The following is a 24,334-nucleotide window of genomic DNA, read 5'->3' as shown; positions in this document are numbered from 1 at the left end:
TGCACGGTTTCAGTGCTCAAAGTCGACCCCTAGCGCTTTGGCTACATCTACAGCACTGCGCACGCCATCTTCGTGAAAACCGTTGTACCAGTATGCGCCGCAATAGTAAGTGGCTGCGAGATTAACCTCATCTCGGCGTTGTTGCGCGGCGATACTGTCGCTGTTGAATACAGGGTGATGATAAGTGAAACGGCGCAGCACCTTACTATCATCAATAGCGTCATCACAATTGAGAGTCACACACAACGGTGGGTTGCTGTGCAAACCTTGGAGGATATTCATTTGATAAGTGACAACTGCGGCTTGCTCGGTGTTGTTATCAAGGCGATAATTCCAGCTGGCCCACGCTGCACGACGTTCAGGTAACAAGCTAGTATCAGTATGTAGAACAACAGAGTTGGCAGTATAAGGCATCGCGCCCAGCACTTGCTGCTCGCTTTCGGTGGCATCGCCTAACAACGCAAGGGCCTGATCGGAGTGGCACGCAAACACCACCGCGTCATAATGGTAAATCTCACCGCCTTGCATATGAATCGTCACGCCATCTGGGTGCCTAAACACCTTTTCTATATTCGCATTTAGGTAGATATTATCTTTAAAGGGTTTCGTTAGCGGACCGATGTATTCACGAGAACCGCCTGGGATCACATACCACTGCGGACGATTGGTAATATCTAACAGGCCATGGTTGTAAAAGAAGCGGATGAAGAACTCGATGCCAAAGTCTTGCATCTTTTTGATCGACGTTGACCAAATCGCCGCCCCCATAGGCAAAATATAATGATTGCGGAAGAAATCGTTAAACCCATGCCTATCAAGGAAGCGACCTAAGGTGTCGCCTTGCTTATATTCGCCGCTGTGATAAAGGTCCTTACACAACCGGTTGAAACGGACTATTTGCCACAACAAATGCCAAAACTTCGGTCGCAATAGATTGCGACGCTGGGCAAACAAAGTGGTCAATGTATGGCCATTGTATTCAAAGCCTGTGTCCACGTTGTGCACGCTAAAGCTCATTTGTGTAGGCTTGCGACCTATGCCAATTTCAGCGAGCAACTTTTCAAAACGCGGGTAGGTGCGATCATTAAAAACAATAAAACCAGTATCGACACTGTGTTGCTGTCCGCCGACCTCAACATCCACTGTGGCGGTGTGGCCACCGATGTAATCGTTCTTTTCGAAAACATCAACATGATACTTTTTACTCAACAAATAGGCACTACTGAGGCCCGCGATACCACTACCTATTACTGCGATTTTCTTCACCGCACCATTCCTTTTGCAATTTTGCGCCACAGCGGCCAAGGCAGCACGCGCAGCAGTTTTAAAATAAATGTGAATCTTTTCGGAAAATGAATCTCTTTGCGCCGTTTTTGCAGCCCCTTATACATGTATTCAGCGGCTTGCTCTGCACTGACGGCCATGGGCATAGGGAAGTCATTGTTATCGGTCAATGGCGTTTTCACAAAACCAGGGTGGATAACGCTCACGTCAATGTCTTTGAGATCCACAGCCAAGGATTTTGCCAAATAAGTCGCGCCTGATTTCGATGCGCCATATGCCTCGCTCCGCGTCAGTGGTAAATATGTGACACTGGAGGAGACAATGGCGAGGTGGGCACCGGATTTAAGTTTCGGCAACAGCGCCTCAAGACAATAACCAAGGCTCAGAAGGTTGATGGTAATAACGCGCTCAAATAGTGCGCTGTCAAAATGACGCGCATCATCAACGTATTCGCAGTTACCGGCGTTGAGCACCACCAAGTCAAGCTCGTCTATGTCGGTGGTGGCTGATTTAATAGCCTCTAATTCGGTGACATCAAACGATAATCCCTTAATACGCCCTTGGCCTTGACTGTCTTCTAACTCTTTAAGCTTTTGTTCGTCTCGCCCACACGCTATAACATCGTGTTGCTGCGCATAGCGCTTAGCCAGAGCTTCACCGATACCCGATGTTGCCCCTGTAATTAATACTTTCATAGCCTAACTCCCTGCTTTGTTGTCAACGAGCTTGATTACTTTGCCAAGCAAAGGAATATGTCGGTATAACATAGCCCCTACATCAAAGTAATCGCGATGGTGGATGACTTTGCCTTGATCAAATTGCAAAAAGCTGTGCCCTGCAACCGCGACCTCTTTGCCACCATTTAACTTGGGGTGTGAAAAGCGCATGGTCCAATACAAAAATGCATGATTATCAAAAGCAAATTGTTGGCTAATATCAAATGTGCAGTGATTAACATTGGCATACAAGTTGGCGAAATATCGCCTTAGTTGCTGCAACCCTTTAACTTCATGAAGGGGGTCTTGGAAATGAATGGCTTCGCCATAAACTTCATGCAGCAAGTCTAGGTTATGCTTATCCAAACGCTGATAAACTGACACAAATTGCTCAAGCGCGTTATTCATCGTCCACCTTAAATCGTGCTAAGGCACGTTCGCGTGCCGCTTTATGATCAACTATCGCTGGCCAATACCTGTTGCTTTGAGTTGCTGCTAGATATTGGTGCGGAAAGTGGATCTGCTTAGCAGGCACTTTTTCTAACTCTGGTAGGTACTTACGGATGAATTCGCCATCTGGATCAAAACGTTCACTTTGCGTTATCGGGTTAAAAATACGAAAGTAAGGCTGCGCGTCACAGCCAGTGCTTGCCGCCCATTGCCATCCGCCATTGTTTGATGCCAAGTCACCATCGATCAGGTGACGCATAAAAAACTGCTCACCAGCGCGCCAATCGATAAGTAAATGCTTGGTCAGAAAGCTTGCCACCACCATACGTAGACGATTGTGCATCCACCCTGTTTGCACTAATTGTCGCATTGCTGCATCCACCAGAGGGTAACCCGTTCTTCCTTCACACCAAGCGTTAAAATCTTTATCGCTTTCACGCCATTTCACGGCGTCGTACTTGGCGTTAAAGTTAGCGTGTTTGCATAAACGCGGATAAGCAACAATAAGATGGCGATAAAATTCTCGCCAAATCAGTTCGTTGACCCAACTAAAGAGGTTACTTTTTGCGCTTTGCAAAATATCAGGGTGGCGCTGCTGTACGTTAACGAGCAGTTGTTTAACGCTGATTATTCCGAGTGCCAAGTATGGGCTCAACCCGGAGGTGCCTTTAATCGCTGGAAAGTCTCGCTGCTGTTCATAAGTGGTGAGCTTATCGTCAATAAAGCGCTCAACAATCGCGCTAAGTGAATCATCATCAACCGGCCATTTTTGCGATTCACCGTCACTTTGCAAACAACGAGGCGTCTGCCACTTTATCGCGTTATGTAACGACGGCCATGACGGCAATGAAAAGTGGCTTTGCTCATACTGCTTTAGCCATTGACGCTTAAATGGGGTAAACACGCGAAACATGTCACCGCTTTTTGTACACACCGAGCCTGGCGGGGCAATTACATCGCCATCAAACCAATGAAACTCAAGAGCTAATTGCGCACATTGGCTGTCACGCTGGCGTTCATTCACTTCATATTCGCGGTTGGCATAAACATGCTTGACGCTCAAGCTGTTACATAACCCTTGTAACGATGCGGGTATGTCACTAAATTCATCAACATCCAATACGTGCAAGCGAATACCGTGCTCACTCAGGCGCTGACCCAAATAATCGACACGTCGCAGCATGAGATCCCGTTGAATGGGCGCCATGTCGTGCCGTTGCCACTGTTTCTCGCAGACAAAGAAAACGGCGTCTTTTGCGCCGTTGTTTAATGCTTCAATTAAAGCTTCGTTTGCATAAAGGCGCAAGTCGCGCCGAAACCAGAACAATGAACTCATTTAAATACCATACCTCAGCTTTAAATCGTTTGGGTGGGGATTAAAGTAAACTTGTTGCGCTAAATAAGGATTTGGATGCACCGTAAGGTGGTGACGCAATAATGTTAGCGGCACATATAAAGGCACAAGCCCCTGGCGGTAGTCTTCGATTGCCGCACGTAATTCTTGCTTTTCCTCTTTACCGAGGTGCTGTTTGAAATACCCCTGCAAGTGCATCAAGGTATTAGTATGTGCTTTGCGCGACGCAGGCTTTTTCAACGCATTCATTAAGCCAAGGATATACTCATCGGCAATAGCTTCGATGTCATCCCCTTCGATACTGCCGAGCAACCGGCCTAAATCACGGTAGGCTTGATAGTTGTGACTCATCAATAGGTATTTATGCAAAGAGTGAAAAGTAGTCAGCCGATGAGCGCTTAATCCTGACTCACGCAGCTTGCGCCAGCTATGATAAACATAAACCCGCATAACAAAGTTTTCGCGCAGGTGCATGTCATTGAGTCGGCCATTTTCCTCACAAGGGAGTAGCGGATTAGCCTTCATTATTTCGGCGCTGAAAAAGCCTACACCCTCTGATGTATTGCCCGTTCCAGCTTCATTAAAGACTTTGACTCGTTCCATGCCACAGCTAGGGCTTTTAGCACAGAATATAAACCCATCTAGATGTTGGCCTTGATTCTGTGCCACCTGCTGCCCGTAGTTTTTAAGGTCGTTGCCAACCTCGCCACTGCCATCAGGGCGACACACGGTTATCACGTCGTCTTTACGCACTTGGCGAATGGTCGGCCTAGGAATGGGTAAGCCAATTGCCACTTCTGGACAAAAGGGCACATACTGCACGTGCTTTGCCAGCTCATCCATGCAAAAGTTAGAGCGCTTGTGCCCAGAGTCAAAGCGAACTTTTTCGCCAGTAAGACACGCGCTAATACCTATTTTCAACGATTTATCCATTAATATATAAGCTCGCCAATGGGGTTCAGCAATTTGCTTAAGCCTTTATTGAAGTGTAGTGCACTATTGACTACTGCCAAGCACAAACACCCCTGTTCGGTGTAAGGAGTATGGTCGTGCTTATGATCTAGCCATATAAAATCGCCCGGTTGATACTCTCCTTCTTCGTCGGTAAAGGTGCCATCAAGCAATAGCGTCAACTCAAAACCTGTGTGCGTATGCTCGGGAATGGTTCCCCCTGGAGCGATGTACAATAAGCTGGTGCGAATACTGCCCTCATCAAGCTCCAGGCGCGAACGCGCGAGCTTGCCGGCCTGAACAAACCTCGACATGCCCACATGGCTCAATGCACGTGGTAACGTGATGTTTCTATCACCAACGGATATTTGCTTTGCACTTTGAATGGCAAAATCATCGACGTCTGTATCTGCAGTAATATCACTGAGCATGGCGCTCATCTGCGCGTCAAGCAGCTCTTGTGACCCAGTGAGCTCCTCACCGGCGTCATCTGTAAACGTTTGTTCACCAATGCGCTGCTCTAATGCTGCGACGGTGTCGCAACAGTCATCGCAAAGCTCAAGGTGAGCTGAAATTGCCACGCTCAGCGAAGCTGGCAATGCGCCAAGCACATGTTGTTCTAACAACTGTGTGTTCGGGTGAAATTTAATCATGCTCTGCTCCCAGATGATTTCTTAGCTTTGAGAGCGCCAATCTTAACCGCGACTTCACGGTTCCAACTGGTACGCCTAACTGCTTCGCAAGTTGCTCTTGCGACATTTCTTGAAAATACACTCCCTTAACCACCTCCTGCTGGGCGATGGGAAGCTTGTCTATATGCTGCTGCAAGAGTTGGCTCTGTAAATGATCGCCAAACACTTCTTGCTCTTCTTCATGATGCTGCACCAACGGCCAGATATCTTCGCTTAAGGTATCTTCTTTATTGCTGCGCATTTTGCGCAGCGCATCGAAAGATGCATTACGCATTACGGTATAAACCCAAGTCGTCGCTGCACCTTTACTCGGATGGTAAAGGTGAGCTTTACGCCAAACTGACGTCATGGTGTCTTGCACCAGCTCCATCGCCGACGCTTCATTGTTGTATTGCTTAATGCCAAAGCGTTTTATCTTTGGTGCGAAATAAGAAAACAGCGTTGCGAATGCGCTTCTGTCCCGATGCTCTGCGACGCGCACTAACGCATCTGACAAATGCTCAGTTTCACTGCCCATGTTTCTTCCTTTGCTTTGATTGCCACCGCTTGGTGCAATACTTTGCTGCGGAGACTTGTTACACGGCTTGTCTAACACGCTTTGCAATCCCATTGGCTGCCTCAATAATGCTTTTATTTGTGAGATTTACGCAAGGAGTGGCGCGATAGATCATCGCTCGTTGAAATTAATTACAGTATGGAGGAAGTCGAGCAGTTGTTCAAAGCTGTGATCACGGATTATTAACTTTTTTTGATTATAATCAACAGGTAATATCTCTAACCAGCGATAGGCAACCCACTTGGCATCGTCGTAGTTAGGGCAATCATATAGGCATTTGAGCTCTGGATTATTGTCTAACACCCATTTTAACGCCTGCGCCAAATCGGTAAGTTCAACCTCAGGCACCGTCGCAGTCTCTATTTCAGTGGGGTGGGTACAATAGCGTAAGCCGTTATCGAGGTAGGTTATGTTATCTATGCGCATCAGGCTTTCACCTTGCACAGTGATCAACAACTGGCCTGTCGGGTCTTGGTCAAAATCGATAATTTTAACTAGGCAACCAAATTCGCTTGTCTGGTCGTCATTTTCCTTGGCTAATGGGGTGATAACAAAGCCGCGTTGTTCGCGCAGACACTCTTTTACCATGTGAATGTATCGCTGCTCGAAAATTTTGAGCTTGGTCACGCCCTGCGGCAACAACACCAGCGGCAGAGGGAACACGGCATACTTCATAATAATCCTAGGACGGTGGGTAGTGCGTATACTACGTCATGTCTGTTAATGCCGATCAGATAGCCAGTGAAATAGTTAGGGTGAGGACAACTACTCTCCCCACCAACCGAAATTACGGCAGACACTAATGCCTAGGTAGGTACCAAACAAACTTGCTACGGGTAGCAGCATAAGCCCCAGTAAGGCAAAATTAAGCGTCATCACCCTGCTCCTTCGCATTCGTTTTATCAGACGCTTTATCTGATGCCTGGCGCTGCTCGGAAAATAACGTCTGAGTTGCATCACGTAGTGCCTGTTTCTGTGACTGGATGAGCGATGAATACGCTTCGTTTGCAGCAGAGCGAACAGCCTGTTCAATTTCTTGAGTGAGAGAGTTCGCATTTGCCATTGAACTTACAAATAAAGCGGAAGTCAGAATTGTTGCCTTGGTTAACGTTTTCATGATGATGTTCCTGTTGTTAAGGTATTGTTTAATTAGTCGCATCATCTATTACAAAGGTTGTGCCAAAACCAATAAATTTTTTAACCCCATGTAATAACTGGATTTTTATCTTCAAACAGGCGAAGTACTAAATTAGCTGTATAAAGTAAAAACTATTTTTTAGCTTTTTTCACACTGCAATTAGCGATTTAAACCAACCGAGTTTTGTTCCGAATTAACACTTTTATTTGGGTGTACATGTGTACGCTGAACAGTTATAGTTGGTTCGTCGAAGCAAGTAATAATGAGTTAAAACAGATGCAAGTGAGTGGTTATTCCCCGTTTGAAGAAAAGTTAAACTGGTTAAGCCATGGTCTTGGTGCCTTACTCGCTATTGTGGCCTTGGTTGCTATGGTGCTCGTCAGCGAATCCATAACCGCTGTGGTGGCGACCAGCGTATACGGTGCCAGCCTCATTTTAATGTTCGTCAGTTCAACTCTTTACCACGCCAGTGTAAGTGACAAGGCCAAACGCGTCCTGAAAAAGCTTGATCACAGTGCCATCTACCTATTAATTGCCGGTACGTACACGCCCTTTTTATTACTTGCGCTAGGCGGATACTGGGCTTGGATAGGCATGTTTGCTATTTGGGGGTTGGCTTTATTTGGCGTGATATTCAAATTAACCGCAAAAATCCCGCGACCGAGAATTTCTTTGGCCACCTACTTAGTGATGGGGTGGATAGCACTTGCGTTTATCTATCCACTTTATCTTGCACTGCCCGGTGGCGCGATGTGGTTGTTGGTATTGGGTGGGGTATTATTCAGTGTGGGTACCTTATTTTACAGCGCCAAACATCGCCATCTCAGCCATGCCATCTGGCATCTATTCGTGCTGGTTGCCTGTACCTGCCACTTTTTGGCCATTTACCTATACATTATTTAGTTGCCAATAACACACACTCGCTGTTAGATATGCCAAGCGAAACGGCGCATATTGACCTTCCCGTCGATTACAAGCACGCCTTCGCCAAGCAGTGCTTGTTGTTGTCGTGTGAACCCATCACTGCCTTGCGCAAACGATATTTTGCCTTGGCTGTTTACCACCCGATGCCAAGGCAAGCGAGAGTCAGAGGGTAAGTTTTTCAGGGTATGGCCCACATAGCGGGCATAGCCAGGTAAGCCAGCTCGTTTGGCCACTTCACCATAACTGCATACCTTACCCTTAGGAATGGCAGCGACCACTTGATAAATCATCGCGGCTTTATCCATGGGCTATATCCTGCAACTTTGTCCACACATGTCGAGCTACCGGACCGTGATGACGGGAATGTCGGCGAAACGCACGAATCTGCGCACGAAACGCGTGCTCCCTATCGCTCAGATGAATCACTTGCAGTTGCCCGGTCGCTATTTCTTGTTGACACAAATCGAGACACATTAAGGCCCAGCCCGCCCCTGCAAGCAACATGGAGCGCAGCGCGAATATATCATCGAGTTTCATCATCGCCGCTTGATTTAAAAACGGCATCCGCCCACTTTCAAAGTGCAGATCACTTTCAAACATCGCCACACAGGGGTAACTTTGGAGCTCTCGGTAACTTATCTGAGTTTGTTGAATAAGCTCCGGTGAAGCCACAACACCCACTTCAATGTCTCCGAGCGGCAAACTTTCTAAGTCGCCGGTGGCGTGAAAAATATCAAACCAGGGGCCAATCCCTAAATCACTTTTACCACTATTAACTTGCTCTAGCGCGGTGAATCGCCGACCACTGTCAATCTCAAACTCGGTGTGAGCAAAGGCATGATAGCAATCGCGCAGCAAAATACTGAGCTCTTCGCCAACACAAACTTGCTCGTAGCTGATGCGAAACTTTGGCTCATTACCGTTGGCGAGCTCGCTGGAGAACTCACTCAATTCGTCCATATCGCGCAGCACATATTGAGCACGCCGACAAAACGCCTGGCCTTGTTCAGTGAGTGAAAACCGATAACCTTCACGATTGACCACAGCAAAACCGACGCTCTGCTCTATTTTCTTAACCATCATCGTCAGCGCCGGCTGGGTTTTATGTAAACGCTTCGCCGCCTCACTGAGCGAGCGACACTGAGATAACACATCAAGTACTTTTAGCCATTCCAGCTTCATAACATTACCTTATGAAGTTATAAGTAATTTATAATTTTTATTTTAGTCTACGGCAAAGTAAGCTAACGCACCAGCGTGCTCTTATACTGGCATACATACACACTATTCACAGGGAGTCTCATTCATGTCTCGCAGTCTATTCGTATTAGTCTTGCTCGCGATGATTTCACTAACGGGGTGCTCACAAGAGCAACCCAAAACCGATAAAAAGCCGCCCATCAGGCCGGTTAAACTCTTTACCGTGGGTCACGCTGATGAAAAGGTTATGCGTAGCTTTCCTGCTGAAGTAGTCGCCCACCAAGGCTCCTACTTAGCCTTTCGTGTCAATGGAGAACTTATAGAGTTTCCCGTGTTAGCGGGTCAGGAAGTGGAAAAAGGCGAGTTACTCGCTAAGCTCGACCCTGAAGATTTCCAGCTACAGTATGAAGAGCGCAAGGCCCGTTACGACCTGGCTCAGTCGCAGCTAAAGCGCGTAAAAACACTGTATGAGCGCAACATTGCCAGCCAAGCAGAACTCGATGAAGCAGTCGCCAACGCCCGAGTTGCCGAATCGGCATTCAATATTGCTAAAACTAACTTAGACAACTCAGAGTTAAGGGCGCCCTTCGCCGGTACCGTTGCCAAAGTATTCGTTAAGAATTTTGAAAACATTCAGGCAAAGCAAAATATTTTGCGCTTAGAAACCCGAGATTTAATGGACGTGGTTATCCAAGTACCCGAGAAGTTGGTGGCCCGCGTCAACAAGGATACCTTGTATCAACCCACGGTGATCTTTGACGGCTACCCAGATAAAGCCTATACGCTCACCATCAAAGAGTATGACACCCAAGCCGACCCTGCTACGCTGACCTACAAGGTGGTATTTTCATTACCCGTGCCCGAAGATTTCAACTTGTTAGCGGGGATGAGCGGCCATGTGTATATTGATATCAGTAAAATCACCGGAAATGCCGAGTCATGGCATAAAATTCCGGCGGAAGCGGTCTTTTCTGACTCGCAGCAAGGCCTCACGAATAACAGCTATGTATGGATTTATAAGGATAACGCCGTGCATAAACGCCAGGTCGAGGTGGGGCAAATGCACCGAGACGGACTAGAGATACGCTCTGGCCTAAATAGCGGCGAGCAAGTGGTGGCCGCAGGCGTACACTATCTCAAAGAAGGGATGCAGGTGCGCCCGTGGCAAAAAGAGCGAGGCCTATAAATGAATCTTGCTGCATTTGCCATTGAACGCAAAGTTATTAGTTGGATGTTTGCGCTGTTCCTGCTCATTGGGGGAACGGTCTCTTACTTTTCTCTCGGACAGTTAGAAGACCCAGAGTTTACTCTGAAAAAAGCTATGGTGATTACCCTCTACCCTGGGGCCTCACCGCAGCAGGTCGAAGAAGAAGTAACATACCCAATCGAAAATGCGATTCAAGAATTGCCCTACGTCGACTATGTCACCTCCATTTCCTCTAACGGCAAAAGCCAGATTACGGTGGAGATGAAAAGCACCTATCGCAAAGAGGACCTAAGGCAAATTTGGGATGAACTGCGCCGCAAAATTAATGATGTTTCGGCGTCTATGCCGCCAGGGGTGTACCCCAGTCAAGTCATTGATGACTTTGGCGATGTGTATGGTGTTACCCTTGCAGTGACCGGTGATGGCTACTCCTATGATGAGCTTAAAGACTATGTTGATTTTCTCAAGCGTGAGCTGGTGCTGGTCGATGGCGTTGGCAAAGTCACTGTAGCCGGCGAGCAGCAAAGCCAAGTGATTGTCGAGGTGTCGACCCATAAGCTCGCGCAACTGGGACTCAGTCCTGAGCGCATATTTTCCTTGTTGCAAGCGCAAAACACCGTTTCTAATGCCGGTCGCGTCATGGTCGATGGCGAGTCTATTCGCCTGCATCCTACTGGCGAGTTTGACAATGTTGTTGAACTTGAACATGTGCTTATTTCTAAGCCCGGTGCCAGCGAGCTCATCTACCTCGGCGATGTCGCCAAGGTTTATCGCGAGTATGCTGAAGTACCCTCGCATATGGTGCGCTACAACCAACAACAGGCATTATTAATAGGTCTTTCTTTTGCCAGCAACGTCAATGTCGTAGACGTTGGTCAACGTATCGATGCCCATTTAGCGGAACTGGAGTATCAGCGCCCCCATGGCATGGAAGTCGCCGCCATTTACAACCAACCCCAAGAAGTCGACAAGTCGGTGTCCAGTTTTATTATCAGCCTGGTCGAAGCGGTGGCCATTGTTATCGTGGTGTTGCTGCTGTTTATGGGGGTCAAAAGCGGTATTTTAATTGGTGGTATTTTGCTGCTCACCGTGCTCGGCACCTTTATCTTTATGGTGCTCTTTGATATCAACCTACAACGCGTCTCCCTTGGGGCGTTGATCATCGCACTAGGGATGTTGGTGGATAATGCCATTGTGATCACCGAAGGCATTCTTATTAATATGAAGCGTGGGCAAAGCAAACTAAAGGCAGCAGTCAATATCGTTAACCAAACCAAATGGCCCTTACTTGGGGCTACGGTTATTGCCATTACCGCCTTTGCCCCCATTGGCCTGAGCTCGGATGCCAGTGGTGAATTTGCCGGCAGCTTATTTTGGGTGTTAATGATCTCGCTATTACTGAGCTGGATCACCGCCATCACCCTTACGCCGTTTTTTGCTGATGTGATGTTCCGTACTCCAAAAAGCAAAAACCAAGCCCAAGCAGGCGATGAAGATCCCTACCAAGGGTTTTTATTTAGTGGCTATAAGTTTATCTTGCGCCATGCCATGCATTACGGCAAAACCACTATCGTATTAATGCTGATCCTTTTAGTCGGCGCGGTGGTGGGCTTTAAATCGGTCAAACAGTCGTTCTTCCCCGCCTCTAACACGCCCATGTTTTACATAGATTATTGGCATTACCAGGGCGCTGATATTCGCACCACCAGCAAAGGTATCGCCGAACTCGAGCAGTTTTTACTCGAGCAGGAGTTGGTTGAGGAGGTCACCGCCACCATAGGTCAAGGGGCACCGCGCTTTATGCTCACTTATGCGCCAGAAAAACAATACCCTGCTTATGGTCAGCTGATTGTTCGGGTGAAGGACCGAGAAGCTGTATTGGCCATGATAGCTAAAGTGCGTGACTACGAGCGCAATCATATTGTTGATGCCAAGCTAAAGCTCAAACGCATGGAAATCGGGCCATCGACCGATGCCAAAATCGAAGCACGCTTTTCTGGCCCCGACCCTGTGGTGCTAAGACAGCTGGCTGAGCAAGCGAAGCAAATTCTCGCCAGTGACGCCGGAGCCTTTCACATTCGCGATGATTGGCGCCACCGCACAAAGCTCATCCGCCCACAGCTCAATGAGCAAAAAGCCCGCCGTTTGGGAATAAGTAAAACGGATTTAGACGAGTTACTGCTCACCAGTGTGTCGGGTAAGAAAGTGGGACTCTATCGCGACGGCACCCAGTTGTTGCCAATCATTGCCCGCTCTCCAGAAGACGAGCGTTTAAACGTTGAATCACTGCGCGACTTGCAAATCTACAGTCCAGTATTAGGCGTGTTTGTGCCAGTGACGCAAGTGGTGGATGACTTCACCGTACGCTGGGAAGACCCCCTCATCATGCGTCGCGACCGCAAGCGCACCATTACCGTGATGGCGGATCATGATTTACTTGGCGATGAAACCCCTGCGAAGTTGTTCGCCCGTGTACGTGGCGATATCGAAGCCATCCCCCTCCCCCGAGGCTATGAACTGCAATGGGGTGGCGAGTATGAGTCTGCCAACAAAGCACGCTCAGCCATTTTTGGCTCGCTACCACTGGGTTATCTAGCGATGTTCGCGGTCACCGTGTTGCTGTTTAACTCAGTGCGTAAACCGCTGGTGATCTGGGCCACGGTGCCTTTGGCCATCGTCGGTGTCAGCGCTGGCTTGCTGGCCATGGGCGCATCCTTTGGCTTTATGTCGCTGTTGGGGCTATTGAGCCTCTCAGGCATGTTAATTAAAAACGGTATCGTGCTGTTGGATCAAATCAATATCGAGTTAGCTGCAGGTAAAGACCCTTATGAGGCGGTGTTTGACTCTGGCGTTTCCAGGGTTAGGCCGGTTTCCATGGCGGCCATCACCACTATTTTAGGGATGATCCCGCTGCTATTCGATGTGTTCTTTAAGTCCATGGCGGTGACCATTATGTTTGGTCTCGGCTTTGCCACCATACTCACGCTGGTTGTGGTCCCGGTGCTTTATTGTAAGTTCTTTGCCATACACAGCCACCGTCGCAACGGATGAGATCAGCAGTCATTAAAAAGCCAGCTTAAGCTGGCTTTTTTTCGTTAGCGTTCAACCTCTATCACATCGGCTATGGCTAACGCTAGGCGTCGATAGCCTTGGTCATTAAGATGAATAGCGTCAGATTTAAAACGGTTATCGCCTAGTAATTCAGACAGTATATCTGCCACCAGCACCACCTGATACTGCTCGCTTAATTGTTGATATAGCGGCGCGTCAGACAAAAACAAAGACTTGGTCGGCACCGCCACAAGGATCACTGCAATCCCTTTACTTTGCGCATGCGTTATCATCGCGCCTAGGTTCGCTTTTGTTTGCCCGCTATCTTGGTTACGCAAAAAATCGTTTCCGCCTTCAAGTAACACCACCGCCTGAACCTGGTGCGTGTCGAGTGCACGTTTAAAGCGCTCAAGGCCCTGCGCTGTTTGCTCGCCAGAGACACCACTGGCTATCACTTCCAGCCCCGTTAGCTGAGCGAGTTGCTGGGGATAGGTGCTGTTCTTTGCACCCACTGACACGGTTAAACTATCACCGAACGCTAAAATAGAATCGCCAGCATGCAAGGTCACTTTGTCTGATTGCGAGCAACCGGTTATAAAAACAAGCAGCACAAGGCCAATAAAGCGCATCATTTTTTTAGCCTCAATGTTCCTTTCACCCGCTTGTTTGCCTTACTTTTTGGCTTGTGAACAGGCGCTGTGCGAGCTCGAGGTACGGCTTTGCGCTTTGGTGGTGCAGTCTTCGGTGTATTGGAATGTTGCTCAGAGGGCACACTGTGCTCAGTTTTAGAATGCTCTTCGGTTTTACCAGAGTCCGCTATTAGATCATTAATAGTGGCCATTTCTGCATCACTTAAATGGCGCCATTGGCCACTTTTTAGCCCGGCTAATGTCACATTCATGATGCGCGTGCGCTTGAGCGTAACTACTTCATAGCCAAGATACTCGCACATGCGACGAATTTGCCTATTCAGGCCTTGAGTCAGTATGATGCGAAAGCTATCCGGCCCGGTTTGCTCAACCTTACACTTCTTGGTAACAGTGCCAAGAATGGGAATACCCGCGCTCATACGCTCAACAAAGCGCCGATTTAAGGGCTTATCAACCCGCACTTCGTACTCTTTCTCGTGGTTATTCCCTGAGCGCAATATTTTGTTGACGATATCGCCCTCGTTGGTGAGGAAGATAAGCCCTTCTGAGGGCCTATCTAAACGGCCAATAGGGAAAATACGCTCGGGATAATTAATCGCTCGCACAATATTACTTTTTATTTTCTTTTCAGTGGTGCAAGTAATACCCGTTGGCTTGTTGTAGGCGATATAGACACGTTTAGGCTTAGTTTTAAGCGCTTTACCATCAATGTGAATGGTGTCGGCATCGGTCACTTTATCGCCCATTTGTGGCGCATGACCATTTACGCTGACTCGCCCCGCACTGATCAGCGCATCCGCCTCACGGCGCGAGCAAAATCCGGTTTCACTTATGTATTTATTAAGGCGCGTAGGTTGACTCATAGTTCTACTTGTTGCTTCTTTTTCACCTGCGCATTGTAAAGCAGTTACCAACAAAAATCAGAATTAAAAGTGTTGATTGAGGATACTTTGCACATCGAAGGGGTACTCATCAAGTGTGCTGTTATGGGTTCTTGTGTAGCTTTTAAAATCAATTTGCTGCCAATTATTGGGGTCCACCAAAGGGAGGATACGCTTGACGTTTCCCTGATGCGCGATTGCCAATTTAAAGCGCACTTCTTGAGTGCTGCTTTTTGACACTGAAAAGCGGTGATCATAGGCCTTGACCAAAGCCCAAGCCCCCATCAAAAAGTGTCCACCCACCGACGCCGTCTGCCTACCATCGGCTATAGCGCTCAAGGAGTCGGCCAGCCAATCAAAACCGCCGATAAACATATCTTTATTGACCACTTTGCCATGTTGCTGGGCTTGTTGTACAGCCGCCAGCGCCATGGCGTCCGAGGCGCACCAGATGATACTTAACTCAGGATAGCGCCGTAATAGTTTGGCTGTTTGTTGACGGGCAACTTCTTGCTGCCAACGACCATGCACGACTTGCACTAGTTGTCCTTGGTGGTCTGCTAAAAAGTCGCGCAATCCATTCACACGCAGGTTTGTTTCTCCTCCGTAGTGCCCCCCTATCGCCGCCACCAGCGGTGACTCTATGCCTTGCTCAACGGCTTTGTTGTGCAAAAAAGAAGCGAGTTGCTGCCCAGCGTGTTGGTTGTCATGGGACAGCTCCGCCAACCAATAATGGAAGCGCTCACCTGGCTTTTGCACAAGCTCCCGCTCTTGTTGGGACAGTGTCTCTTCCAACGTGACAAAATAAACCTCGCGCTGCTCCAGTAACTGCATAGACTGACCACTGCCGCCGGGGTAATTGATAAGCACCGCATAATCCGGCGCAGGATGAGTGGCTAAATACCGGGCGATGGCTCGATGCTGAAACTCTCGATGACCGTCGCCATAAACAATGTCTAAATTGATGTCTAAGTCCCCGGCAGCTTGCACCGCAAAAGTCTCTACTTTATGCCAAAAAGGGTCGCCCGCTGTAGATGGGTTAACAAACAGCACCCGCATTGCGCCATGTGCGCTAAAGCAAGATGACACATAAAGGATGGCAAATAAGATAACATGGTTTTTCACAGGGACTCCTTGGCTAGCGCTTAGTATAGTTTATGTTGATGGTATTAGCGCCATCGCTCTACCGCTTTGCGCCAAGCCCATTCTACGGGGCCTTGAGTAAAGATGCGCAGATACGCGTTCGCACCGAGCAATTGCACAATGATAATGGCAAAGGCCAATAGCGCGTAATGCGCTAGCGCAAAGTTTTGTGCGATATACAATCCAAAGTAATGGGTAATGACCAGCATCAATGCGCTTTGTGCCAGATAACAACTGAGCGATAAGCGCCCAACATTTGCAAGCAGCCTAATCCCTACACCCATACGTAGGCGTCTACGACTGAGCCAATGCAAGGCAATCAACGCCGTGATTGTGCCACTAATGGAGTTCGCAATAAGGCTTAGCGTCGCCGTAAAGCTATTACCATAGCTAAGATGAATGCCGCTGAGCAGTAAGCAGAGCAACAATCCAGCTCCTACTGACAGCTTCACTTGATGTGACCAAGGCGATGATAAAAAACCACTGCGCCATGTCGCTGCAATCAACATCATCGCCCCTAACTCCAGCCACAACACAGAAAACAGGGATACCAAGGTCATCAGCAGCATATTGATAGCGTTGCTTGAGCGCGTAGTTAAAAAGTGAAAGTTGTCTTGATTGAGATACCCTTGGTATTGCTCGTCGTCATAGGTGAGTGCAGGTTCAATGTATAACCCACTTAAGGTCAATAGCACTGCACTTCCAACAACAATAAACAGTATGCCTTGACGCAGCTGCTGTTTCGCGGGTGAATCTAACATCGTCACTAACAACAGCCCGGCAAGGGCATACCCGAGTAAGATATCCCCCGCCCACAATAGCATCCCATGCACCAGACCAATGACCGCTAAGCAATAGAGTCTGACGCGCAAATAGTGCATAGGCTCGTCGCGCGAGTCCGTGGCACGGCGCTGCCACTGGACAATTAACCCCACCACAAAGAGCGCCACAAACAGTCCCCGAAAGCGCCCATCAAGTAGTAGAACCTGTATGCCATAGAGCAGCGAGTCGACTAAATGGGTACCGGGCGGTGCGATGTAACCATAATCGAAATAAATGAAAAAAGGGGCATTCAAGAACAACAAACCAAGGATGGCTAGCCCACGCAACGCATCAATTTCAGTGCGGCGCGCATCGGTGATTAATTGCCGATAATACCCTTGTTCGGCGAACAAACTGGCCTTAGACACTCCCCCTCCACGATACAAATAGCGCTGACATTGTCGATAAAAAACATTACCATAGCACGGTTGTATTTATACGCGGTATCAGTTTCATGCATTCCTTCATCTGTTGTTCCCCCTCTAATAAGCACCGCTTGCAAAAGGGTTTTACCTTGATTGAACTCATCATCGTGATAGTTATTCTGGCGGTGTTGAGTATCACCGTGTTACCGCGATTTTTAAATTTACAAAATGATGCGCGCATAGCCGTACTAACCAATGCGCAAACCAGTATCGAACAGGCGAATACACTGATGCAGATGAAGGCGCAGATGCCTAGTTACCGAGCCACTGCGGTGACCGGGCGCAATGACTTGATTGATGTTGACTTAAACCGAGACGGTGTCATTGACCTCAGCGACGACAGCCCAGATGTGAGGTTGAAATGGTTTTTCTTAGATAACACCGATGTCGTCAAGCGGGTGGAATTTAGCGAAGCCTTGGTATTTGAAGAACAAGGCATCGATTTTACCTATATTGGCTATGACTTTGATGACGACGGCGCGGTGCAAGATGACCAGTGCTATGTGCTTTACACACAAGCGCAATCTGCCGACCAGCCACCTACTTATGCACGCCAAACAACCGGGTGCTAAGCGCTATCGACGCGCTTTACAAATCATCGAACATTTGCGACCAGGTAATGGCCGATTGGTGTAAATTGGGCAACCCTTCATCACTGATGTTAAGCGGTACACAGGCTCTTTGCATCGCCCACCAACTGCCAGACTCGTACGCTTTTACCAGCTCGAGCAGATAAAACAAGGTGTTGTTTTCCCCATTTAGCGCATTGGCAATATCATCGGGGAAAGGCAATTGCTCTACAATGCTTTGCATGGGTCTATCGAGCATGGCATCAATGAGTGAAAAGAGCCCTACAAGGAACGCGCTGCTACTGAGATGAGGGAAATAACGCTTTGCTAATAGCTCACAGAAGCGGGCGCGAATTGACGACATCTTGGTCAGCTCAAGCGGTTTTTCGTGGGCGATATGGGCGGTCACTATCAGTGACACAAAACGCCGCACCCGCAGCTCGCCAAGATACACCAAAGCTTGCTTAATGGAGTCCATACGCTCTTTAAGCGGAAACAGCCCAGAATTGATAAAGCGCAATAATTTGTAGGCTAAGGCGGTGTCTTGAGAAAACACCTCGCTGAGTTTATTGAGATTAATATTGGGCTTGAGGGTCATGCTGTAAATCATCATGATCAATGCCGAACGAGCAACACAATCGCGCTGTTTAACCATTTGCGGGCGAGCAAAATAATAGCCCTGAAAAAAATCAAAACCGCGTGCTTTGGCTTGCTCGTATTGCTCTTGCGTTTCTACTTTTTCCGCTAGGTACTTTATATTTGGATACTTTTTTAACACTGCAAGGGTTTGGTCTATTTCCTCAAAGCTGCTGTGCATAAGGTCAAACTTAATAAGCCGCACTAGCTTTAGAAACTTTTCCCATTGTGGGTGGTATTGAAAATCATCGAGCGCCAAACGAAAGCCACGGTGAAACAACTCTCGACACAACTGATAGTGCTCTTCACTGGGCTCAACAGTCTCGAGTATCTCAATCACCACTTTATCGGTAGGAAGAAACTCCCCTAAACGGGCATGTAGCGATTGCTCACCAAAATTGATCAGTGCTTTTCGCCCACCGGTGAGAAATGATAAACCTTGATTGAGTTGATTGTCATAGATCAGTTTGGCTGTCGCGGTTTTATCCTCGACATTCGGGAAGCGGTTGTCTTCACCATCGCGAAACAACAACTCATAAGCAACCACCTTCTGTTGCTTGTTAAATACTGCTTGGCGCGCTACAAAAACGTCCAACCCTGCTCTCCTCGGCTACCAAATTCGCACTCAATCTTCACTACGACGCAAGTATACCCACCGCAAAAAACTTCACAATCGAACAAAAGCATAGGGTTGGAGAAGAATTTAACGCTTTACCTGGGTGTTAAGCATGGCTGAAGATGAAAAAAACACCAACAAATCGACGAAAAAGCGCAGAATTAAGGCCAAGTTACTTGTTGTCAGCACACTTTGCCAGTAATGTTACAGCCTATCAAAATGAAAGAGCCCCACCCTTCTTTTCATGATTACACAGTGCAAGTCACTGCATTCTCCCGGGGACGTGGCTTGCTCATGCGATAACTGACAACAATAACTTCCTGATAATGGAGTAAGCAATGCGTTTATCTATGATTGCCGCAGCGATTGCTGCGACTACCCTAGTTACAGGCTGTAGCGAGCAACCTGCTAACAACGAACAAAACCAAGCTCAAACCGAACAAGTAGCCAAGACCACCACTGACGCTGTACAAGAAAATCTCTTTTTAAGCCCTAGCCCATTGCAATATATGGCGCCCGAATTTGATAAGATTGATACCAGTTTATATGAGCCGGCATTTGATGCGGGGATTGAAGAGCAACGTGTTGAGATTGAAGCTATCGCTAACAATTCTGAAGCACCTACTTTTGAAAACACCTTGGTTGCAATGGAACAATCCGGCGCCATTTTGGACCGTGTACGCGCCGCTTTCAACAATCTCTCTGGTCTTATCTCAAATGATGAATATCAGCGTATCGATGCCAAAATGGCGCCGGTATTGGCCGAGCACCGTGACAATATTTATCTAAACAAGGCCCTTTTTGACCGTGTTGCTGCTGTTTATGGCAACAAAGACACGTTGAATAAAGAAGACCAACGCCTGGTTGAATATTACTATAAGCGCCTTGTGCGTGCGGGTGCGAAGCTCGACGAAAGCCAAAAGCAACGTATGCGCGAGATTAACTCTGAGCTTTCTAAACTCAGCACTGAGTTTTCGCAAAATATCTTAAAGTCATTCAAACAAGACACCATCTTAGTCACAGACAAAGCGCAATTAGCGGGTTTAGCTGAAGATGAAATTGCCAGCTTAAAGGCAGCCGCGGAAAAAGCAGGCAAAGACGGCTACATGATCACCTTGGTCAACACCACCCGTCAGCCCATTCTTTCAAGCCTCGAAAATCGTGAGCTACGTGAAAAAGTGTGGCGCACGTCATCACAGCGCGCGCAACAAACCAATGGCCCAATCGCTATTAAAGAAGCGCAGCTGCGAGCAGAAAAAGCCGCTTTGCTTGGTTTTGAATCATGGGCACATTACCAGCTAGACGATCGCATGGCGAAAACGCCGGATGCAGTTTTTACTATGCTTGATGATCTTGCGCCGAAAGCGGTCGCTAAAGCTAAATCTGAAGCTGAACTCATTCAAGCAGCAATCAAAAAAGACGGTAAAGACTTTGAGCTTAAGCCTTGGGATTGGGCTTATTACGGAGCGAAGGTGCGCGCCGAGCTATATGACATTGATGCAAGCTTAGTAAAGCCTTATTTCGAAATGAATACCGTTATTAACGACGGCCTGTTCTTCGCCATGAACAAGCTTTATGGCATCACCATGAAAGAGCGCAATGACTTGCCAACCTACCACGAAGACGTGTTTGTGTGGGAAGTGTTCAATGAAGATGGCAGCTCAATTGGCCTATTCTACCTTGACCCTTATGCTCGCGAAGGTAAGCGTGGCGGCGCGTGGATGAGTGCCTATGTATCGCAAAACCACCTTAAAGGAACCAAGCCTGTTATTTATAACGCGCAGAACATTCCCAAGCCAGCTGAAGGTCAGCCAACACTGATGACCTTCTCTGAAGTAACAACTATGTTCCACGAGTTTGGTCATGCCATTCACGGTTTGTTCTCCGATGTAAAATACCCATCGCTTGCCGGTACGGCCACTGCCCGTGACTTCGTTGAATTCCCGTCTCAGGCTAACGAGGACTGGAACATTGAGCCGAGCGTACTCGCTAACTATGCTAAGCACTACAAAACTGGCGAGCCTATCCCTCAAGAGCTGCTAGATAAGTTATTGAAGTCGCATACCTTTAACCAAGGTTTTGATACCACTGAATACCTAGCCGCAGCGTTGCTGGATATGGAATGGCATTCTATTGCACCGGGTACCAAGGTTGAAGACTTTGCCCAGTTTGAGCAAAACGCGCTTGAGAAACACGGCATTGATTACTACCCAGTGCCGCCGCGTTATAAAACCTGCTACTTTAGCCACATCTTTGCTGGCGGTTACAGCGCGGGCTACTACGCCTACCTTTGGACAGAAGTGTTTGCAGCGGACTCGTTCGCACATATGCAAAGCGAAGGTGGCTTGACTCGTGAAAACGGTGATCACTATCGCAAAGAAGTACTCTCGCGTGGTAACAGCCGTGATTTAATGCAAAGCTACATTGAATTCCGTGGTCAAAAGCCAACCACCGATGCATTACTTAAACGCCGTGGTCTCGTGGAAGACAGCAAAGAGTAAATAAACGCTTTATAAGCGCATCATAACGCGGCCCTAGTGCCGCGTTTTTTATTGAAAAAATTCATACTCAGGTACAGGCATCCCTACTGTGGCCCTGCTATAATGCCCAGCGTTTTTCCACACCATCCAGATTATGATAAAAAAAACGCTTATTACCCTTATTTCCCTCAGTGCAATCGTCCTTGGCGGCGGCGCTGTCTGGTTGAGTTATCAGTTATATCAGAACAAGTTTGTCACTCTAGATCCACAACTTAAAGAGGTGTCGGGAATTGAGTTTGATAAACGTGGCCGCTTGTGGGCCATTAACGACAGTGGCGATGGCCCATTTCTCTATCAGGTCGATGACAAAGGCAAAGTGCAACGGCGCGTGCAAGTGGTCAATGCCAAGAACATTGATTGGGAAGATATGACCCAAAACGAATTTGGTCATTTCTTTTTAGGCGACTTTGGTAACAACGATAATCTGCGCCGCTGGCTGACAATTTATAAAATAGAAAACCCCATTGATATTAAATCTGATGAAACCAACGCAGAGATCATTAAATTCACCTACAAAGAATTGTGGGAGCAGCCGCTTACGCCTGAACGTAAGAACTTTGATTTAGAAGCCTTTGTTGAGTATCGACACCAACTGTACTTATTTACCAAAAATAGAACTCAACCATTTGATGGTAAAACGAACTTGTACCGTATTGGCAATCACGCGGGTAATTATGAAGCGCAATTTATCGCCTCGTTTCAAACCTGTACCACCGCCGAAAAGTTATGTTGGGTGACATCCGCAGCCATGAGCCCAGATAGGAAAAAGCTGGTATTGCTAGACTCCACCCATTTATGGCTGTTCGAGAACTGGCAAGGCGATAATTTTTTCTCCGGTACCATAGATAAGATCAATCTCGGTTTGGTAACACAAAAAGAAGCCGTCACGTTTTACGACAATGACACCCTGGTTATCACCGATGAGGAATTTAATGGGATTGGCCGCAATGTCTATGTTATAAAATTAACACAACAACAAAGAGAGCGTGTCAGCGATGGCTCCAAAGCCTTGTAGTATAGCGCCTCACTGACCACCTATTTAAGGAGTAATAGGGTGCTAGATAGTCCTATGCTAAAACAAATTACTGAATCCTTGGATACCGTTATATTCAGCTACGGTGGCTCCGCGTTTACCCTAGCGACCTTGATTCAGATCCCACTTATCATCGCCGGCGTGTGGCTCGTTGTGCGCTATATCGGTCGGCTTATCCATCGCCGTATTATACAAAAGCGAATGGGGCCAGATGCGGCGCTTTTATTCAAACGTATCTATTTGGTGCTGTGCATCATTATTATCATCTTTACCACCCTTGAGGTGCTTAATATTCCGCTCACCGCATTCGCATTTGTCTCAGGGGCCGTGGCGATTGGCGTTGGTTTTGGCGCACAGAATATTATAAACAACTTTATCAGTGGTTGGATCCTCATCGGTGAGCGCCCCATCCGTATCGGCGACTTTTTAGAGGTCGGTGATGCCAAGGGCGTTGTGGAAACCATTAACACCCGCTCGACCCGCATTCGCCGTAACGATGGCGTACACCTACTGGTTCCCAACAGCCAGCTGCTAGAGAATACGGTAACCAATTGGACACTGATCGATACCATGGCGCGCACCTATGTTCGAGTTGGCGTGGCCTATGGCAGTGATGTGAATTTAGTGGCTCAGCTTATCACCGAAGTGCTAGAAGAGGTGCCCACCGTACTCAATAACCCACCCCATAGCGTTATCTTTGAAGATTTTGGCGACAGTGCGCTTATCTTCGATGCAGTCTTTTGGGTTAATGCGGAGGCCGAGTCCAACGTACGGAAAATAAAAAGCGATATCCGTTTTGGAATTTGCGCAAAGTTTGCCGAACATGATGTGGTTATCTCATTCCCACAACGAGACGTGCATATTGATGGTGAGTTGCATATTCGCCAACAAAAAAGCCCCAACTAGTGGGGCTTTTTACTTCGCTTAAATGTGCTTAGAAAGCATCAACGACCTTGTGTAACACTTCTACTTTGCTGGCTTTAACCAAATCAGAGGCTTGTAGCTGGTCATTAAGTTGCTGCAATTCTGTGGCCGTCGCTGGCTTAACCAAAACGGTGCCATTAGCAAACTGTTGAACCATTTGTAAGTCGAAGGTGTTAAGCACTGCGTCAATATCGCCCGCAGGGATGAGCACTAAGTTGCCGCTTACTGTAGCAAATTCACCACGCAGGGAGTGACGCATTACATCGCCTTGCCACAGCCCCTCACGGTCACTGGCTACAGCCCCATCATTGGCTTGCACATAGGCATTCGTGCCCTGCACGCTCACAGTTTTAGCCGGATCGGCTAAGTAAGCAGGTACGATACGGACATTGTCCACCTTTTCATACAGACCTACGCTGGCTTTTCGCTCTAACTTAGCGGCACTAATCGCAGGCACATCTTGAGTGCTTAGCTTATTATCTTGGTCCATAGTCGATTTTAGCGTTGTAGCATGAACTGGCGCCATAATCGCAGCGCTTAGCGCTATTGCAAGAGTTGTTAACTTATTCATT

At 47.7% G+C, this 24,334-nt stretch carries 24 protein-coding genes; 7 read left to right on the top strand and 17 right to left on the bottom strand.

Annotated features, from left to right (window positions below):
* Positions 1-9: 9 nt before the first annotated feature.
* The 9 genes from MHM94_RS00595 to MHM94_RS00555 all read right to left on the bottom strand — a co-directional run bounded on the left by MHM94_RS00595 (position 10) and on the right by MHM94_RS00555 (position 7,120).
* Positions 10-1,266: an FAD-dependent oxidoreductase gene (locus tag MHM94_RS00595; RefSeq protein ID WP_235418294.1), complete on the bottom strand. Its 1,257-nt coding sequence runs from the start codon at positions 1,264-1,266 to the stop codon at positions 10-12.
* Positions 1,263-1,979: an SDR family NAD(P)-dependent oxidoreductase gene (locus MHM94_RS00590; protein WP_053909394.1), complete on the bottom strand. Its 717-nt coding sequence runs from the start codon at positions 1,977-1,979 to the stop codon at positions 1,263-1,265. Before MHM94_RS00590 ends, MHM94_RS00595 begins: the two co-directional genes overlap by 4 nt.
* A 3-nt stretch (positions 1,980-1,982) precedes the next feature.
* The gene (locus tag MHM94_RS00585) at positions 1,983-2,408 is read right to left on the bottom strand and encodes a nuclear transport factor 2 family protein (protein WP_138508255.1); all 426 of its coding nucleotides are present in this window, start codon (positions 2,406-2,408) and stop codon (positions 1,983-1,985) included.
* Positions 2,401-3,786, bottom strand: a complete 1,386-nt coding sequence (phrB, locus tag MHM94_RS00580) for a deoxyribodipyrimidine photo-lyase (protein ID WP_151174185.1) — start codon at positions 3,784-3,786, stop codon at positions 2,401-2,403. The genes MHM94_RS00585 and phrB overlap by 8 nt, the downstream gene beginning before the upstream one ends.
* Complete coding sequence (locus MHM94_RS00575; protein WP_045979960.1) at positions 3,787-4,737, bottom strand: DUF523 and DUF1722 domain-containing protein; 951 nt, start codon at positions 4,735-4,737, stop codon at positions 3,787-3,789. It abuts the gene before it with no gap.
* Positions 4,737-5,408, bottom strand: a complete 672-nt coding sequence (locus MHM94_RS00570) for a ChrR family anti-sigma-E factor (protein WP_022946806.1) — start codon at positions 5,406-5,408, stop codon at positions 4,737-4,739. Before MHM94_RS00570 ends, MHM94_RS00575 begins: the two co-directional genes overlap by 1 nt.
* A complete protein-coding gene (locus MHM94_RS00565) occupies positions 5,401-5,964 on the bottom strand; it encodes a sigma-70 family RNA polymerase sigma factor (RefSeq protein ID WP_045980206.1) in 564 nt (187 codons plus the stop codon). Before MHM94_RS00565 ends, MHM94_RS00570 begins: the two co-directional genes overlap by 8 nt.
* Positions 5,965-6,114: 150 nt before the next feature.
* On the bottom strand, positions 6,115-6,678 hold the full coding sequence (locus MHM94_RS00560; protein ID WP_235418293.1) for an LON peptidase substrate-binding domain-containing protein: 564 nt from the start codon (positions 6,676-6,678) through the stop codon (positions 6,115-6,117).
* Between the two features lie 190 nt (positions 6,679-6,868).
* Entirely contained in the window at positions 6,869-7,120 is a 252-nt protein-coding gene (locus MHM94_RS00555) for a hypothetical protein (RefSeq protein ID WP_022946802.1), read from the bottom strand.
* Between the two features lie 297 nt (positions 7,121-7,417).
* Here MHM94_RS00555 and MHM94_RS00550 point away from each other — a divergent pair, with 297 nt between their 5' ends.
* A complete protein-coding gene (locus tag MHM94_RS00550; RefSeq protein WP_026111382.1) occupies positions 7,418-8,044 on the top strand; it encodes a hemolysin III family protein in 627 nt (208 codons plus the stop codon).
* 23 nt (positions 8,045-8,067) lie between these two features.
* Here the strand turns inward: MHM94_RS00550 and MHM94_RS00545 are convergent, their stop codons facing one another.
* Both MHM94_RS00545 and MHM94_RS00540 read right to left on the bottom strand, forming a co-directional pair.
* Entirely contained in the window at positions 8,068-8,370 is a 303-nt protein-coding gene (locus MHM94_RS00545) for an MGMT family protein (protein ID WP_053909389.1), read from the bottom strand.
* Positions 8,363-9,247, bottom strand: coding sequence for a LysR family transcriptional regulator (locus tag MHM94_RS00540; RefSeq protein ID WP_235418291.1), 885 nt, complete (start codon positions 9,245-9,247; stop codon positions 8,363-8,365). Before MHM94_RS00540 ends, MHM94_RS00545 begins: the two co-directional genes overlap by 8 nt.
* A 124-nt stretch (positions 9,248-9,371) precedes the next feature.
* Here MHM94_RS00540 and MHM94_RS00535 point away from each other — a divergent pair, with 124 nt between their 5' ends.
* Both MHM94_RS00535 and MHM94_RS00530 read left to right on the top strand, forming a co-directional pair.
* Positions 9,372-10,451 (top strand): efflux RND transporter periplasmic adaptor subunit, encoded by a 1,080-nt coding sequence (locus MHM94_RS00535; protein ID WP_235418289.1) that lies wholly within the window; start codon positions 9,372-9,374, stop codon positions 10,449-10,451.
* Positions 10,452-13,523 carry an efflux RND transporter permease subunit gene (locus tag MHM94_RS00530; protein ID WP_235418286.1) on the top strand — a complete coding sequence of 1,024 codons (3,072 nt, stop codon included), beginning with the start codon at positions 10,452-10,454 and terminating at the stop codon, positions 13,521-13,523. It begins immediately after the preceding gene.
* A 44-nt stretch (positions 13,524-13,567) separates the two neighbouring features.
* Here the strand turns inward: MHM94_RS00530 and MHM94_RS00525 are convergent, their stop codons facing one another.
* The 4 genes from MHM94_RS00525 to MHM94_RS18475 all read right to left on the bottom strand — a co-directional run bounded on the left by MHM94_RS00525 (position 13,568) and on the right by MHM94_RS18475 (position 17,387).
* Positions 13,568-14,155, bottom strand: coding sequence for a GDSL-type esterase/lipase family protein (locus MHM94_RS00525; RefSeq protein WP_053909386.1), 588 nt, complete (start codon positions 14,153-14,155; stop codon positions 13,568-13,570).
* Complete coding sequence (rluF, locus tag MHM94_RS00520; protein WP_235418285.1) at positions 14,152-15,036, bottom strand: 23S rRNA pseudouridine(2604) synthase RluF; 885 nt, start codon at positions 15,034-15,036, stop codon at positions 14,152-14,154. The genes MHM94_RS00525 and rluF overlap by 4 nt, the downstream gene beginning before the upstream one ends.
* Before the next feature lie 63 nt (positions 15,037-15,099).
* On the bottom strand, positions 15,100-16,179 hold the full coding sequence (locus tag MHM94_RS00515; protein ID WP_235418284.1) for an ABC transporter substrate-binding protein: 1,080 nt from the start codon (positions 16,177-16,179) through the stop codon (positions 15,100-15,102).
* Between the two features lie 44 nt (positions 16,180-16,223).
* Positions 16,224-17,387: a DUF418 domain-containing protein gene (locus tag MHM94_RS18475; protein WP_235418283.1), complete on the bottom strand. Its 1,164-nt coding sequence runs from the start codon at positions 17,385-17,387 to the stop codon at positions 16,224-16,226.
* Positions 17,388-17,533: 146 nt separating this feature from the next.
* On the opposite strand from MHM94_RS18475, the gene MHM94_RS00505 reads away from it, so the two are divergent.
* Positions 17,534-18,016 (top strand): pilus assembly protein PilD, encoded by a 483-nt coding sequence (locus MHM94_RS00505; RefSeq protein ID WP_328282654.1) that lies wholly within the window; start codon positions 17,534-17,536, stop codon positions 18,014-18,016.
* A 16-nt stretch (positions 18,017-18,032) separates the two neighbouring features.
* Here MHM94_RS00505 and MHM94_RS00500 read toward each other — a convergent pair whose 3' ends face one another.
* Positions 18,033-19,244 (bottom strand): HDOD domain-containing protein, encoded by a 1,212-nt coding sequence (locus MHM94_RS00500; RefSeq protein ID WP_022946791.1) that lies wholly within the window; start codon positions 19,242-19,244, stop codon positions 18,033-18,035.
* Positions 19,245-19,603: 359 nt separating this feature from the next.
* Between MHM94_RS00500 and MHM94_RS00495 the strand changes: the two genes are divergently transcribed.
* From MHM94_RS00495 to MHM94_RS00485, 3 genes are all read left to right on the top strand, one after another.
* Positions 19,604-21,766: a M3 family metallopeptidase gene (locus MHM94_RS00495; RefSeq protein WP_235418282.1), complete on the top strand. Its 2,163-nt coding sequence runs from the start codon at positions 19,604-19,606 to the stop codon at positions 21,764-21,766.
* A 133-nt stretch (positions 21,767-21,899) separates the two neighbouring features.
* Positions 21,900-22,820, top strand: coding sequence for a hypothetical protein (locus MHM94_RS00490; protein ID WP_130146468.1), 921 nt, complete (start codon positions 21,900-21,902; stop codon positions 22,818-22,820).
* 54 nt (positions 22,821-22,874) lie between these two features.
* Entirely contained in the window at positions 22,875-23,744 is an 870-nt protein-coding gene (locus tag MHM94_RS00485) for a mechanosensitive ion channel domain-containing protein (RefSeq protein WP_045979947.1), read from the top strand.
* A 28-nt stretch (positions 23,745-23,772) separates the two neighbouring features.
* Here the strand turns inward: MHM94_RS00485 and MHM94_RS00480 are convergent, their stop codons facing one another.
* Positions 23,773-24,333: a hypothetical protein gene (locus tag MHM94_RS00480; protein ID WP_130146470.1), complete on the bottom strand. Its 561-nt coding sequence runs from the start codon at positions 24,331-24,333 to the stop codon at positions 23,773-23,775.
* Position 24,334: the final 1 nt, after the last annotated feature.

The organism is Pseudoalteromonas sp. CNAT2-18.1, from assembly GCF_022347865.1.
In the GTDB taxonomy this organism is placed as follows: Bacteria; Pseudomonadota; Gammaproteobacteria; order Enterobacterales; family Alteromonadaceae; genus Pseudoalteromonas; species Pseudoalteromonas ruthenica.
Note: the sequence above shows the minus strand (reverse complement) of the source record. Positions and strands in the feature narration are given on the sequence as shown.

Excerpts from the sequence above, each read along its gene's own strand:
- MHM94_RS00590 (WP_053909394.1), bottom strand. The coding sequence starts at position 1,979 with ATGAAAGTATTAATTACAGGGGCAACATCGGGTATCGGTGAAGCTCTG.
- MHM94_RS00585 (WP_138508255.1), bottom strand. The coding sequence starts at position 2,408 with ATGAATAACGCGCTTGAGCAATTTGTGTCAGTTTATCAGCGTTTGGAT.
- phrB (WP_151174185.1), bottom strand. The coding sequence starts at position 3,786 with ATGAGTTCATTGTTCTGGTTTCGGCGCGACTTGCGCCTTTATGCAAAC.
- MHM94_RS00575 (WP_045979960.1), bottom strand. The coding sequence starts at position 4,737 with ATGGATAAATCGTTGAAAATAGGTATTAGCGCGTGTCTTACTGGCGAA.
- MHM94_RS00570 (WP_022946806.1), bottom strand. The coding sequence starts at position 5,408 with ATGATTAAATTTCACCCGAACACACAGTTGTTAGAACAACATGTGCTT.
- MHM94_RS00565 (WP_045980206.1), bottom strand. The coding sequence starts at position 5,964 with ATGGGCAGTGAAACTGAGCATTTGTCAGATGCGTTAGTGCGCGTCGCA.
- MHM94_RS00560 (WP_235418293.1), bottom strand. The coding sequence starts at position 6,678 with ATGAAGTATGCCGTGTTCCCTCTGCCGCTGGTGTTGTTGCCGCAGGGC.
- MHM94_RS00555 (WP_022946802.1), bottom strand. The coding sequence starts at position 7,120 with ATGAAAACGTTAACCAAGGCAACAATTCTGACTTCCGCTTTATTTGTA.
- MHM94_RS00550 (WP_026111382.1), top strand. The coding sequence starts at position 7,418 with ATGCAAGTGAGTGGTTATTCCCCGTTTGAAGAAAAGTTAAACTGGTTA.
- MHM94_RS00545 (WP_053909389.1), bottom strand. The coding sequence starts at position 8,370 with ATGGATAAAGCCGCGATGATTTATCAAGTGGTCGCTGCCATTCCTAAG.
- MHM94_RS00540 (WP_235418291.1), bottom strand. The coding sequence starts at position 9,247 with ATGAAGCTGGAATGGCTAAAAGTACTTGATGTGTTATCTCAGTGTCGC.
- MHM94_RS00535 (WP_235418289.1), top strand. The coding sequence starts at position 9,372 with ATGTCTCGCAGTCTATTCGTATTAGTCTTGCTCGCGATGATTTCACTA.
- MHM94_RS00530 (WP_235418286.1), top strand. The coding sequence starts at position 10,452 with ATGAATCTTGCTGCATTTGCCATTGAACGCAAAGTTATTAGTTGGATG.
- MHM94_RS00525 (WP_053909386.1), bottom strand. The coding sequence starts at position 14,155 with ATGATGCGCTTTATTGGCCTTGTGCTGCTTGTTTTTATAACCGGTTGC.
- rluF (WP_235418285.1), bottom strand. The coding sequence starts at position 15,036 with ATGAGTCAACCTACGCGCCTTAATAAATACATAAGTGAAACCGGATTT.
- MHM94_RS00495 (WP_235418282.1), top strand. The coding sequence starts at position 19,604 with ATGCGTTTATCTATGATTGCCGCAGCGATTGCTGCGACTACCCTAGTT.
- MHM94_RS00490 (WP_130146468.1), top strand. The coding sequence starts at position 21,900 with ATGATAAAAAAAACGCTTATTACCCTTATTTCCCTCAGTGCAATCGTC.
- MHM94_RS00485 (WP_045979947.1), top strand. The coding sequence starts at position 22,875 with ATGCTAAAACAAATTACTGAATCCTTGGATACCGTTATATTCAGCTAC.
- MHM94_RS00480 (WP_130146470.1), bottom strand. The coding sequence starts at position 24,333 with ATGAATAAGTTAACAACTCTTGCAATAGCGCTAAGCGCTGCGATTATG.